The organism is Pseudomonas sp. NPDC077186, assembly GCF_044543505.1.
In the GTDB taxonomy this organism is placed as follows: Bacteria; Pseudomonadota; Gammaproteobacteria; order Pseudomonadales; family Pseudomonadaceae; genus Aquipseudomonas.
Window position 1 is genome coordinate 139,172 of the sequence record NZ_JBITWE010000005.1, and the last position, 14,049, is coordinate 153,220.

Here is a 14,049-nt window from a genome sequence, read left to right on the forward strand (position 1 = left end):
AGTCGGCAGCGAAAGTATCGTTCTCCTGGCTTTATGTATGCCCAGTTTGCAAGGCGAGAGTTTTTCATCGCTCTGGTGTAAGAAGAAAGCCCCACTTCGCCCACTGGCCTGGAATGGGTTCGCCTGAGTGTGAGATGTTTGTGCCGGGCCTCCATGGGCAGAATGTCCACGGACAAGGCTCTCTCGCCATAGAAAAGCAGAGAATTGAACTTCGCTTGGTGATTCCATCAATAGGGACAGATCGTGCTGGGTGGTCGCTTGAGCTGGTAATTCCGCCATGTCGCGAATGTCAAGCTACGCTTTCGCTGGACGTGGGTGGAAGAATCCAGACGCTGAATATGCGTGGTATGCAAGGGCGCCGCCGTGTAACTGCGGAGTTTTCCACAGCTCCCTACGCAATAACTGGATTTAGTGGCAAACCCGACCCCTCGTTCGTCCTCAGCGTGGATAGGGAGTGCCGGGGATTGCCCGCCGTAGGCGGTGCTGCCTTCACCGCGTCAGGACGAAGCGAGCCTCGAGGATTCCCACGGGCTTATGAACTAAGAGTCTCGGAAACCTTTGCCCTGCTGTGGAGGGAGCCTGCTCAGCTAGACTTTCCCGATGAGTTAGTGATCGACAGGTTTCCTGGACGGCAGGGTTGGAATCTGGCTCTAGCCACATTACCTGATGAGTTAACTCCTGAATGCACCGATTGGCTGCATTCATTCACTGGACTACCAGTAGCGCCACCCGTACCTGCAATCACAGCCGTTTGGCCATTCTTCACTAGAAACGCAAGCGTCAATGTTATTGAGAGTGTTAGAACAAGCATGCTCTTGCTAGCGGCGAAGATGATGCCGTTGGAACAGTCGGACCAAGGTCCGACAATGCAGGTCCAAAGTGGAGCCTCAAAGCATTCCGTTCTAGGGGTTGAGCGATCTCCAGCGTTCTTTGCCCTTAAGCCTGGCGGCATGCAGACCGTCAAAGTGTCTGATGCGAACACTCCAGGGATTGAAGAGTTTGTATCCTTTTCCCTTGATCTAGAGCGCTCTCAGGAGCTCCCCTCTGTCGAAATGGCGTTCACGACACCAATGGGAGCTTGCCATATTATTCCTCTGCATCAACGCAGGTGTAGAGATATGGCCGCTATGCTACGGGCACATGGGAGGGGGCCGGACTATCTATCTATGCCTTCTGGCGCGGTTGGAACTCTTCGCATAGATGGTCCGGCCGGACGCTTTGTAACTGCATTCTCCTCGGGGAGTGATTCCCCTCCTCACAGCCGTCACATGCGCCTCCCTCCGCCCGATGTGCTGACGAAAATGACTTCGGGCTTGGCCGACCCTGCATGCTACGTGGAGATTGATTTCGGTGGCTTTGGGCGCTTGCGCGTCGCTGGTACTGGAGAACCTACTTCAGTAGGGGGGCGTGGTAGGGTGCTCCCCCCAGCCCTGCGATCAAGGTTGCTCAGTTTCATGTTCCAGTTGCAAATTGCGTGGCCAACATCAGTATATTCTAACGACAGCACGCTAGTTGGGGCCTTCGCTACTGTGAGGCTCGAGGCGTCGTTTATCCCGCACTATCGTTCGCTGGTAAAGGAGATCCTTGCCTGCGGCTTTAAAATTAAACGTTTGGGAGAAGGTGCCTCTTTATGAGTTACCAGTACAGCCAGGAGGCAAAACAGCGAATCTCTGCACTGGGACAAGCAGCGGTCGTCGAATTCATTGAGGAGATTCCCCATGGCCTGCGCAAGTCAATCTATGACCGCTTACCGCGTATTCAGGGATTCAGACCAGGTACACCTCCTGAATTCAAAGAGAGACAGAAGCGTCTGATAGGGCACCTAGTCCACCCGCAAACAAGTCCCAAAGATGTATTTGACTGGAGCATATTCACCCAGCTTTGGGAGGCTTGGGGGCGGGATCGACTGGGAGGCTCGATCCCGCAAGTTGACAACTCTGAGCATATTCCCGACGCCGGTCCTTTCTTCATGAAGGCGCTTGCTGAACGTTTTCCGCACGCCGCTAAAGAGGACGTAGAGCGATTATTCCTTTTCAGCTGTTTTCCAGATCATCCTGATGTCGCGATGGCAGTTTCATGCTTTCGCTCGGCTGCTGCTCTGGCGCGCGATCAGATTATCGACAGTCTACCGACCCAGCTTAAAGAAATGGAGCAACGCTTTGCAGCTGTTGAAACTGCAGTTGCGGATCAGGCTAAAAGCGTAGGAAAGCTTGACGTCGTTTCGGCTTCTCTTATCAGGGGCATGGAGGATTTTGCCAAGAACGTTAGTCAGAATTCCGATGCAGTATCCCAGTTGTGGGTTGCACTGGATGCGGAGCTCGCACGCTCCGAAGCAACTAAAAAAGTTACTGAATCGTTAAGCGTTGCCGCTAAGAAGAACGCTGATGCTGTCACCGCTGTTTACATCAAGGCCGATGCTCTTGAGCAAGGAGTTCGGGCGCTTGAGGTGGTTGGGGATAGGTGGGATAAGGCCGCAACTGACCTAGCGGCGCTGAGGGTGGCTGTCGAGAACCTTTCAGCAGGCGAAGCTGATCGAGCTGAGACGGCAGAGAGTGTTGGTTTACTTTTGAGAAGAGTTACTGCCCTTGAAAACATTTTGGTGGGAAGTGGTGCGGAATTAGGGGCAAAGCAACGGGTTAGGTTGCTTGAGAACAAGCCGGAGGGAGTGTTTGTTGACATTCTTTCTATCCAAAACGCCTGTGACCTAGTTGCTTCGAATCTTCAGGCGACCGGTATTGCGAGAGGGGCTGCAACCGCCGTTGCTCGCCAGACAGTAGCGGCTCTTATCGCAGGCCAAATGGTGCAATTCTCGGGGTCGCTCGCTGACTTGGTGGCTGACTCTGTGGCCGCCGCTATCGGTGGGCCGGTTTTCCATGAATGGCGAGTTCCGGTCGGACTTATATCTGATGAGGCAGCGTCTGACTGCGTCGAGATTGCCGCAGAATCGTCAAGTTGCCTGCTTCTGAAGGGGGCGAACCTTTCGGCTTTTGAGGTCTATGGTTCTGCTGTTAGGGATCTTGTCGTTCGACGGCAGTTTATCGGGTCCAGTTACGGAGGCCTTGCTCTAATCGCCTCTTGGGCGCAGGGCCCGGCCGCGTTCCCCGATGGGAGCACGCTTGCCGAGTTGGGGCCCGTACTAGATACGGATAATCTCCCGATGCGCGGAGTTTCCGCCAAGCTACCCGAGTTGAAGTACGGGCGACTCGTGAAAGAAACCTGGTCACAGGTCGAGGGTCTTGAAAATAGTGATACGACTCCAGTCACGAGGCAATTGGGCGAACTACTGAAAGAAACAGGCTTTGACGGTGGTAGTTTATGGCGGCGCGTGTCTACCCGCGCTTACGCGACTCTCAGGGCTATGCCAGGCGGAAATGCGGAGGATGATCTAAATTCGCTGCTTGTCTCGTGGGCCGTTCCATGGGCTAGAGCCGCGGGCGGTCCTGTCAAAGAGATTATTCAAATCGCTGAGCGCGAGCTGGCCGAAGGGCGAGCAGACTTGAACGTTTGAGGGATGGCGATGGAGTTGCAGGCGACTTCTTTAGAGGGCGCGCGTAGGGTCGTCGGGGCGGGGATAGGCTGTAGGCACGGTGGGGAATGCCTTCGAATATCTGCAGTTTCGGAATGCTTACGGGCGGTATCACATCTTTGCTCTGCCCCTAAAGGCGTACAGGAGGAGTGGGAGCCTGCTGCCTCAGTTCGCTTGACCGGTATGGTGCGACGTAAGCTGGCTTCGTTGTGGCCAGATCTTGCTGTCGACGGAGGGGATACTCAACCTGGAGTAATAGAAATACTTAATAGCCTTGCCGAGCTCGGTGACATGGTCAGACTCGAAGGCGGCAAGTGGCTTGCGGCGCCAGCTCACACTGTAAGAGCCGAAGGTGGATTATCTGTGCTCCTAGGTGGAGGGGCAAAGGAGATACTCCCACAGGCGGTGGGAGTATCGGCTCGGGTTGAAGGTAGGGCTCGGCTTGTGGAGACCGCTGCTTGCGAAGGCTGGATAGATGCGTGGGAGGCAGATGAATGGATCGGAGCCCCTGCCGAAGGGCTTGAAGCATGGTCGGCGCGGTTGCTTGCCGAAGCTACGACTCGACTGACGGACGCTCCCGACGACATGGGTGAGGTCTCCGCCTACTTGCCCCGTGAATGGGTCAGGCTTGCGGATCTGCCGGCAGGCGAGGGGCCGATCTTACTCTGCAGAGTGCGCAGTTTGGGAGTGGCTGGGCCAATGTTTTCCTATTTCATTGGCGAATTTCTCAGGAGTCGTCTGCGGAGACTCAGCGGCATTGACTCCCAGGACGCCAGGCGTCTTCGTTTTTATCTGGATGCAAAGGTAGGGCGTCCTATCAGAGTCGTCACTTCAGTGTCTCAAGGCTTGGTGAAGTTCAGTCTAGGGCGTCGCTTGCCGGAGCGGGAGGCGCGGGTACTCCTGCTTGGCTGGCAGGTCCCCGCGCCCGAGAGTAAGCATCCTGGAGTAACGCATCACATGTTCCCCGTAGAGACTCTGCCTATTCTGCGCAAGGCATTCGAGGGGCTTCGGATCGTGCTGGACGAGCGCTTTTGCGTAGGGAGAGGAAACTAATGACCGTAATGCCGAAAACTGTTGAAGCGACCGGCGTCCATGAGGCAGCGAGGAGTCTGGCCGAGAGCCTCAGGCAATACATTGAGGCTCAATATCACATCCGTGATGAGGGGCTTATCAAAGAGCGCCATGCGCTTCTTCGGAAGGATGCCACCATCGCCCAAGTCCCTTATGTGGAAGCCACTCCAGTCTATAAAGTGGGTGATCTCTACGACAGCCTGCCGATTCCTAAGGCTGCCGTCGATGCATTGACTCAACTGGTGGGGATGGGCGTCGGCCTTTACCCCCACCCCTATGAGCACCAGTCGGCAGCGCTCGTGTCTTTCCTCGGCGATGAAGCTGCCGACCTTGTGGTGGCTACCGGTACAGGTTCTGGTAAGACCGAAAGCTTCCTTATGTCTGTCATAGGCAAGTTGGCGATCGAGGGGGAAGAAAGACCCGAGTCTGCCGAGCTTCCGGGTTGTAGGGCGATGCTGTTGTATCCGATGAACGCTTTGGTCAACGATCAGCTTGCACGTATCCGGCGATTGCTCGGCAACCCCGAGGCAGCAAAGGTCCTGTCAAAGGGACGACAGAGGCCCGTACGTTTCGGTAGTTATACAGGACGTACTCCTTATCCAGGACGCCGATCTTCCGTGCGGGATGAACGCTTCATCAAGCCTCTTTTCGAAGAGTTCTATCGCAAGGTTGCAGAGAAGTCGGCCGTCCGGATGGAGTTGGAACGCATCGGCCGCTGGCCCAGTAAGGATCTTGACGCCTTCTACGGGCGCGAGTCTGCTCAGACCAAAACCTACGTATCAGGTAAGAAGGCTGGCAAGCAATACATTGCCAACAACTGGGGCCATCGGCTTATTACGCAGCCCGGTGACCGTGAGCTCATGACCCGGGACGAGATGCAGCAACGTTGCCCGGAACTGCTCATCACCAACTACTCCATGCTTGAATACATGCTCATGCGCCCCATCGAACGCGGCATCTTTGAGCAGACTAGGGATTGGCTCAAAGCTGACCCCCGGAACGAATTCGTCCTCGTTCTCGACGAGGCGCATATGTATAGAGGAGCTGGTGGCGCGGAAGTCGCTCTTCTCATCCGACGACTCTGCGCCCGCCTGGAGATATCCCGTGAACGCATGCGTTGTATTCTAACCAGTGCGAGCCTTGGTTCAGGCCCGACTGCAGTCGAGGATGGCGAGCGCTTCGCCCGGGATCTAACCGGCTTGCCAGATGGTTCCTCCCGACGCGTCAGAGTGATCCAAGGAACTCCAGAACCGCGTTCTCTCCCACGTCCCGCTACGTGCGAAGAGGCCGAGGCGTTGGCGGAGTTCGATCTTGGGGCCTTTCAGAATGCAGCCAACGACCTCCGCGCCGCGCAGGCGGCCACGGTGGACCTCGCCGCACGCCTGAACTGGCAAGCGCCAACCGCAGGCGACCATGCATCATTCCGTGACTGGCTCTACGAGAATATGACCGACTTCGGTCCCCTTGAGGCATTGATCGCGGCGGTGTCGGGCAAGGCGGTTAGGCTCGACGCCCTCAGCGAGGCGCTCTTCCGCGAATCTCCACCTAACACCGCAGCGCGGGCGGCTGACGCCTTGCTTGCTTTGGGCAGCTATGCCCGGCGGCGCTCAGATGGCCGCGTATTGATACCGACCCGCTTACATCTTTTCCATAGAGGGCTGCCCGGGCTTCACGCTTGCGTGGACCCCGAATGCTCGCAAAGACTCGGCGGCCACGCCGGACCCACCATCCTAGGTCGTCTTCACACGAAGCCGTTGGACCGGTGCTTTTGCACGTCGAAGGGACGGGTCTACAAATTGCTCACCCACCGCGATTGCGGTGCCGCTTTCATCCGCGGCTACGTGAGTTCCGATATGGACTTTGTATGGCATCAGCCGAGTGGACCATTGTCCGAAGGCGGTACCATCGAACTTATTCCGATTGAGATCTTGGTCGAGGAGAATGTTCACCCACGCAGCCGCCACAAAGACATGTGGCTTCACGTTCCAACCGGACAACTCTCCCCGACGTGCCCCCCAGATGCCTCAGGCTACCGCAAGGTACAAGTACCCGACAAGGTTGCCGCAGGCCAGGTGGAGATCGCCTTCGACGAATGCCCTGTATGCATGCGTAGGACCCGAAGCTCCAAGGACGAGCCCTCCAAAGTGATGGACCACGTGACGAAGGGCGAGGCTCCATTCACTGCGTTGGTCCGCACGCAGATGGCTCGCCAGCCGGCAAGTCGCACTATCGATGCAAAGCATCCCAATGGAGGTCGGAAGGTACTAATCTTCTCCGATGGCCGCCAGAAGGCTGCCCGGTTGGCTCGCGACATCCCCCGGGACATCGAACTCGACGTGTTCCGGCAGGCGGTTGCGCTCGCGTGCGCGCGGCTGGAGGCAATTCCCCAAGAGCCGCGACCTAACCTTAGCCTTTATCTCGCCTTCTTATCCGTCCTATCTGAACACGACCTCCTCATTTTCGACGGGCAGGATGCGAAGAAGATCGCCGCCGCTCGCGTCGAATTCGAGCGCGACTGCGAGGGGGATCTGAGGCAGGCTCTCGACGACGATTTCGAACCGTCGGAAACGCCACCCGCACGATACCGGATAGCGCTGCTGAAGCTCTTTTGTAGCAACTACTATTCGCTGTCGGGAACAACCGTCGGCTTCGTCGAGCCCGCGCGGGCAAAACTCAGGAAACTGAAAGATGATATCAAGGCGGTGGGGATCGCCCTAGGGGACGAGGACGTCCGAGCACTTGCAGTCGCCTGGATAGATGCATTGCTCAGGGAGTTCGCATTCGACCCGTCGCTGGACCCGGTACTTCGCTGCAAGGCGGCCGGTTACTTCAAGCCGGACTGGGGAAGCAAAGGGCAGTTCGACCGGGCCTTCGCGGAGGCCCTTGCCCGTCGCCCCGGCTGGGGGAAGCCCGCCGTCGAGGCTATCGAGGCAGCGTTCCGCAGCCAGTTGGCGTCTGAGAAAGACAAAGTCTGGTTCCTTACTCCGAACACACTCCGCCTACGGGTCGACCTTTCCCACGTATGGGCTCAGTGTCCGGACTGCACAGCCCTTATGCCTCTCGCTTTAGGTGGGACGATCTGCCTTGCCTGCGGAGGCGAAGGAGTCAGACTAGTTGATCCCCTGGTAAGCAATTACGTGGCCGCCCGCAAGGGTTTCTGGCGCCTGCCGGTGCAAGAGGCCCTCGCCTCCGGTGCCCGGCTCTCCAACCTGAGCGTCGAAGAGCACACGGCCCAACTCTCGAATCGAGACCGCAGCAGCGTCCACGCTACCACCGAGCTTTATGAGTTGAGGTTTCAAGATGTCCTTATCGAGGACTCCGACAGGCCGATCGACGTGCTCAGTTGCACCACCACCATGGAAGTTGGTGTCGACATCGGCTCTCTAGTCGCGGTAGCACTGAGGAACGTTCCCCCCCAACGTGAGAATTACCAGCAACGTGCCGGTCGTGCGGGCCGTCGCGGTGCTTCGGTCTCGACCGTCGTGACGTATTCCCAGACCGGGCCTCACGACAGCCATTATTTCCTGAATCCCGAGCACATCGTGGCTGGGCCGCCACGTACGCCCGAGGTCAAGGTAGATAACCCCAAGATCGCCCGACGGCACGTGCATGCTTATTTGGTCCAGACCTTCTTCCACGAACTCATGGAGCAAGGGGGCCACGGTCTTGGTGAAAAAACGTCAATGCTTGAGAAGGCGCTCGGCCCGACACGACAGTTTTTCCATGGGGCACGGGACACCGCTCTAAACCTCGAAGGTTTTGGAGACTGGGTGTCACACCGTATCCTCGCGGCTGAGGGTGACTTGAGGGCATCCGTCGCAGCATGGCTTCCGGCGTCCCTGGATACCGGCGGCCGAGCGCTCGAGGAGTGGCTCGCGGAGGTGGCGGAAGATTTCCTGGCGACTCTGCATCGGCTCAGCGCAGACGTCCCACCACCTGCCGCCTCGGAGGACGACGGAGAGAGCAAGGAAGTTGAGGACAACGAAAACGCGGGACCGAAGCTAGAGCAGGAGGAACTCCTGGAGTTCCTTTTCTTCCACGGTCTTCTACCGAGCTACGCATTTCCCACAAGCCTCTGCAGTTTCTTGGTGGAGAAGCGCGAGAAGAATCTCAAAGGCATTTGGGAGGTTCGCACGGTTCAGAGGCCGCAGCAGTCGATTTCTCAGGCGTTAAGCGAGTATGCCCCTGGGCGGCTGATCGTTATCGATAAGAAGACTTACCGTTCCGGAGGCGTGTTTGCTGACCTTCCATCTGGGGAGGTGAGCCGGGCCAGACCGCTTTTCGCAGCTGCGAGAAAGCTAGTCCATTGCGAGGCATGCTCCTTTGTGCGTGATCCCCATACGGCCCAGGGAAATGACAGTAACTGTCCTGTTTGCGGAGGGGCGCTGAAGGAAGAGACGATGATTCAGCCAGAAGTCTTCGGGCCCGAATGCGCCAGAGAACTTCCCGAAGACGACCGCGAGCAAGAGATCACGTACGCAACGATGGCGCAGTTCCCGCAGCCGGTTGATCCGGAGGTATTCACCTTTAGGCCGTGTGGGCCGAATGCTAGTTTTACTCACGCGACCGACTGCAGGCTAGTAACCGTCAACCGAGGCAAAGAGGGCGGTCAGGCCAACGGGTTCTCGGTATGTGTCGACTGTGGAGCGGCCTCCGTCTTCGACCAGTTCTCGCCTACTGGTGGTCCGCACGAACGCCCCTACCGCTACCTCGGCCAGCAGGGAACCCCGCAGCTATGCTCCGGTGAGTTCCGACGTGTGCTTCTCGGCCATGACTTCAAAACGGATCTATTGCTGGTAAGGCTGAGAGTCGCGGCTCCTCTAGTGACCGACACCAGTGACATAGTAACCCTGCGAATGCTAGAGGACGCCCTTCACACGATCGCAGAGGCCGTCCGGCTCGCTGCGAGCCGCCATAGGCAATTGGATCTCGACCCTGCGGAGTTTGGTTCCGGCTTTCGCGTTGTCCCTGCGCTCCAAAACGAGGCTCGGATGTTGGACATATTCCTATACGACACCCTCTCGGGGGGCGCAGGTTACGCCGAGGTGGCGGCGAGAAACCTTCCAGAGATCTTGGAGGCTACTCTATCGTTGCTGGAGAGTTGCACGTGCGACACCTCATGCACTGAATGCCTAGACCACTTCCACAACCAGCACATCCAAGACCGACTGAACAGGAAGCTCGGTGCGGCACTTCTACGCTATGGAATATTCGGCGAGGAGCCGCGTTGCTCATCTCCGAATGCACAGGAGGCCACGCTGTCCCAGTTGTGCGCCAGTCTGGAGTTGGACGACTTCCGGTGCTTGCCTGGCGGTACGCCCGAAGCCCCCATACTTGTAGAACACGGTGAACGTCGAATGGCCTTGGGTTCCTACCCGGGGCTCATTGGTAGGCCGGAGTTCGTTCATGCAGTTAAGAACGCACAGAATGTCCACGATTATCTGGCATTGAACGAGTACCTGCTCCGATCCAACCTGCCGGATGCCCATCAGCGAGTCCGGAGCTTTTTCCGTTAGGCAGCGACGGAAGTGTCCTCGGTACATGTCCCGGGGACACGTCTCCCGAACGGTGAATCTGGCCACTAATTACCCCAGTTCAATCATGCTCAACTGGGTGCGAATGCCTGCTGGTAGTCATAAACACAGTCGTTTGCCTATCCCTTATGGTAAAGGGGAAGCGGTGTCCTGTAGTGGTCTACTGATCCCGGACACCGATCACGGGATAGGTACGCCTGCTGCGAGCAGAAACCCTCGAAATAACCCGCAAACCTGAGCCTGGGACGCTCAGTGAAAGGCCGCAAGGCAACGTGAAGTGGCTTGCAGCCACTTCGAAAGCTGATGCATCTGGCCGGCTGGCTGCCGCAGAAGCGCCTTTTTCAACAGAATCCGCCAGCACCAGCCATAGACACGTTGCAAACGACTTCGTAATCTCCTGCCCAGTGTTGTCGCTTTTTCCCTCAGTCCCATGTTGCGTTTGAGTGATCGACTCAATTGGGTCAAGGGGTTACAGGTGGATCAGGGACGTTATGGGATACAAGTGGCATAAGAAATTATGCTCACTTGTGTTGCCTACTTATAGTGGGGCGGCTAGAAGAATGATCAGAATACATGGGCAAAAGGACAACTCGCCGGAGTATCAGGCAGCTGAGAAATTAGCAGGCCTCGCTGCAGCGAGTATTGCCGGGCTGGATGAGGATGGTCATATATTTCTTGAGATTTTTCCTTCGGCTAAATGCTTTGGGCAGAAGATCCAAGACATCGACTTGCTTGTGTTATTTGCCAACTACCGCAAGGAGGAAATTCGATCGATCCAAAACAAAACGCTAATCCATTCGTTCTGTGTTTCGTTTGAATTGAAAGGTCATCCGCCCCATTTGGTTCGCTTTGAGGGGAATCGGTGTGTTGTTAAATACAATGATAGTGATCATGATGTTACTGCGCAAAGCGATGGGCAGAAGTATTCCATCAAAAAATATATTGAGAGGAATAGTCTGAGCAAAAGCTCTCCTTGGATCACAAATTTGATTTGGCTTGAGCGAGTGCAAAATTCGCTTATCCCCAAATCACAGAACAATATCCTTGGGTCGGATGCGACTTGGGAAGATTTGTTGGAAAAAGTAGCCTTGCTATCGAGTCGGCCGGGTGCTAACGAGGTGTGTTGTTTTTCCGCTCGCGGCTACATGGTAAACACCTTGGAGGTGTTTTCAAAAACATTGGTTCCATCCAAAATCGACAGAAAGCGGCTTGAAGCGATCACTAAATCTGTCCTTGATCGAACGCAGCAGCAATATGCCGAGAAGCTGGGAAAGCAGCTTTTAATATTTCGGGGGCGCGGGGGGACAGGAAAGACGGTACGCCTTATTCGCGTCGCATATCAAGCATATGACGAACTTGGATTGCGCGTTGTCTTGCTTACGTACAACAAGGCTTTGGTTGCAGATTTGCGTAGACTACTTGCCTTGCTAGGAGCTAAAGATTCGGTTGGAGAGGGAAGTATTTCTATCAAGACCATTCATAGCTTCATGCACGAATGGCTGGTTGCTTTGGGTGTTATTTCAAAGCAGGAGCCCGATTTCCTTGAGGCTTACGAAGGGTATAAAAAAGCTGCGCTTGAATATTTGTCAACCGGCACTGTGACACAAGAAGAAGTCGAGAGGTCGAGATCAGCTCACAGTAGGTCCTTGACATGGGATCTGTTGCTCATCGACGAATCGCAAGATTGGCCTGCTACTGAACGAGACCTGATCTATCAGCTATATGGGGCGGAGAAGGTAATCATTGCTGACGGGGTTGATCAGTTCGTGCGAGGAGTGGAGAAGATCGATTGGCGGGCAAATGTTGGGGCGTGCGAAAGCCAAATTGTTCCGCTAAGGAAAAGCCTGCGGCTTAAATCCAGCCTTTGCCAAACGGTAGGTCATTTCGCTAAGGAAATTGGGTACGCGAATTGGAATCTCGAGCCTCTGCCTGAATCACACGGCGGTAGAGTTATAGTGATTGTTGGCGACCCATTGTCCCAAAGGTTTCATTCTAAGCTGGCGGCAACCGCTAGAGATGATGGGAACAAGCCGATTGACATGCTATTTTGTGTGCCACCTGGGTGGGTGGAAAATTCCGCCGATGGGAAAAGGTGTTCGAAGGTCGGAAAACAGTATTCTGAGTGGGGGCTTAAGTGTTGGGATGCCGTAGATCCGGAGCAGCGAGACGAATATCCAACTAGTGTCGAACAGTTTCGGGTTGTTCAGTACGAATCATGTCGTGGCCTCGAAGGTTGGGTCGTGGTTAATTTCGCCTTAGATGAATTCTTTGCTTACAAGCAGGAGAACGCTAAAGTCAGCGAAGAGGAGAAAAACGACATATTCTACGACGAACAACAAGCGGCCCTTGATTACGCGAAAAAGTGGGTGATGATCCCCCTCACAAGAGCAATAGACACGCTCGTGATCCACGTCTCAGACCCTGAGTCGTACATTGGCAAAATCGCCATTGACCTACACCGCAAGTACCCCGAAAGCATTGATTACTATGAGTTTTAAACCTCCGAGCACTGCCTCCCAACAAGTAGCTGCAGGTGATGTTTGGTCTGTCCCGGAGCTGGTGGACAGGTAGTTAAGAGCTACTGCTCGCATAGCGCCGCTCAAATTCCATCGGACTGAGATAGCCCAACGTCGAGTGGCGACGGCGGTGATTGTAAAAGCGGATGTAGTCGAACAGGTCGGTTTTCGCTTCTTGGTAACTGGCATAGCGCGTCAGGTACACCCGTTCGGCCTTCAGCGAACGGAAGAAGCTCTCCATTGCGGCGTTGTCCCAGCAGTTCCCTGGGCGTGAATGGCTGGGCACGATTCGATGGCGCCGCAGCAAGGCTTGGTAGTCGTACGCGCAGTATTTGGCTGCCACGATCCGAGTGCAGCAGCACCTCTGCTTGCGGCTGTCGGAGCGCCACAGCCATCTCTAGCGCGGCGTGTACCAGGGCCTGCTGCATGCGGTGGTGCATCGCCCAGCCGACGGCGGCGCGTGAATAGAGATCGAGCACGACGGCCAGATACAGCCAGCCCTGGGCCGTCCGCACGTAGGTGATGTCCGAGACCCAGTGCCGATTGGCGCGATCCGAGGCGAACTGGCGATCCAGGTGGTTCGGAGCAATCGGTAGAGCGTGGCGACTGCTGGAAACCAGCCGCCAGCGCTTGCGCGAACGAACACGCAGACCGGCCTCGCGCATCAGGCGAGCGACTCGGTGCCGGCCACATTCATGCCCCATGGCCGTCAACTCGGCCTTGATGCGGCGATGGCCATAGATCCCATTCACCTCGTGGTGGATGGTACGGATCTCCTTGCTCAGACGCCGATTCGCCATCTCTCTCGCCGAAGGAGGCCGCTGCTGCCAGGCATAGAAACCGCTGCGTGATACCCGCAGCAGCCGGCACATCGGTGCTACGGGATAGCGACCGGCCAACGCCTCGATGGTGCGAAACTTCACTTCGTGGGCTGCGAGAAGATGGCGAGCGCCTTTTTTAATACGTCGCGCTCCATGGTGACCTGAGCCAGCTGCTGGCGCAGGCGACGCAGCTCCGCGCTCTCGCCACGCTGCTTACCGTTACCCGGAAAGGCATCGTCACCTTGCTGTTCGTACTGGCGCTTCCATTTGCCCAACAGGCTTTCAGCGATGCCCTGCGTGTCGGCTACATGACGAAGCGGCGTACCGGCATGCACCTGGTCTACCGCTTCGCGTTTGAAGGATTCGGGAAAACGTCGTCTGGTCTGGGTCATGAACACTCCTGGCGGCGGACATTATCCACCTTAAGTCGGTGTCCACTCAGCCCGGGACAGACCACTGCGGCGTCTTGTGCTGATTGCACCTAGTGCAAGTTTTGCCCCCTGCAGCATGTCGACCAGTGATGCTATTGCCAGTCTAACTCGGCGCGCTTTGCCCCTACGCGGGTGTGGTGACATTGGCCC

Annotated in this window: 5 protein-coding genes and 1 pseudogene; 3 read left to right on the forward strand and 3 right to left on the reverse strand. The window is 56.3% G+C overall.

Going from position 1 to position 14,049, the window contains the following annotated elements:
* Positions 1-1,630 precede the first annotated feature (1,630 nt).
* The 3 genes from ACIGKL_RS18875 to ACIGKL_RS18885 all read left to right on the forward strand — a co-directional run bounded on the left by ACIGKL_RS18875 (position 1,631) and on the right by ACIGKL_RS18885 (position 12,629).
* Positions 1,631-3,508: a hypothetical protein gene (locus ACIGKL_RS18875; RefSeq protein ID WP_397487993.1), complete on the forward strand. Its 1,878-nt coding sequence runs from the start codon at positions 1,631-1,633 to the stop codon at positions 3,506-3,508.
* 1,070 nt (positions 3,509-4,578) lie between these two features.
* On the forward strand, positions 4,579-10,113 hold the full coding sequence (locus ACIGKL_RS18880) for a Zn-binding domain-containing protein (RefSeq protein ID WP_397487994.1): 5,535 nt from the start codon (positions 4,579-4,581) through the stop codon (positions 10,111-10,113).
* 578 nt (positions 10,114-10,691) lie between these two features.
* Positions 10,692-12,629: a hypothetical protein gene (locus tag ACIGKL_RS18885; RefSeq protein ID WP_397487995.1), complete on the forward strand. Its 1,938-nt coding sequence runs from the start codon at positions 10,692-10,694 to the stop codon at positions 12,627-12,629.
* A 73-nt stretch (positions 12,630-12,702) separates the two neighbouring features.
* Here ACIGKL_RS18885 and ACIGKL_RS18890 read toward each other — a convergent pair whose 3' ends face one another.
* From ACIGKL_RS18890 to ACIGKL_RS18900, 3 genes and pseudogenes are all read right to left on the reverse strand, one after another.
* Positions 12,703-12,888 (reverse strand): IS3 family transposase, encoded by a 186-nt coding sequence (locus ACIGKL_RS18890; RefSeq protein ID WP_397487996.1) that lies wholly within the window; start codon positions 12,886-12,888, stop codon positions 12,703-12,705.
* 94 nt (positions 12,889-12,982) lie between these two features.
* Positions 12,983-13,570: pseudogene (locus ACIGKL_RS18895) on the reverse strand (IS3 family transposase); the annotation flags it as partial.
* On the reverse strand, positions 13,567-13,860 hold the full coding sequence (locus tag ACIGKL_RS18900) for a transposase (protein WP_397487997.1): 294 nt from the start codon (positions 13,858-13,860) through the stop codon (positions 13,567-13,569). The gene ACIGKL_RS18900 and the pseudogene ACIGKL_RS18895, both read right to left, overlap by 4 nt.
* Positions 13,861-14,049 lie beyond the last annotated feature (189 nt).

Bases quoted from the DNA above. Each gene is read 5' to 3' on its own strand.
- ACIGKL_RS18875 (WP_397487993.1), top strand. From the start codon at position 1,631: ATGAGTTACCAGTACAGCCAGGAGGCAAAACAGCGAATCTCTGCACTG.
- ACIGKL_RS18880 (WP_397487994.1), top strand. From the start codon at position 4,579: ATGACCGTAATGCCGAAAACTGTTGAAGCGACCGGCGTCCATGAGGCA.
- ACIGKL_RS18885 (WP_397487995.1), top strand. From the start codon at position 10,692: ATGATCAGAATACATGGGCAAAAGGACAACTCGCCGGAGTATCAGGCA.
- ACIGKL_RS18890 (WP_397487996.1), bottom strand. From the start codon at position 12,888: ATGGAGAGCTTCTTCCGTTCGCTGAAGGCCGAACGGGTGTACCTGACG.
- ACIGKL_RS18900 (WP_397487997.1), bottom strand. From the start codon at position 13,860: ATGACCCAGACCAGACGACGTTTTCCCGAATCCTTCAAACGCGAAGCG.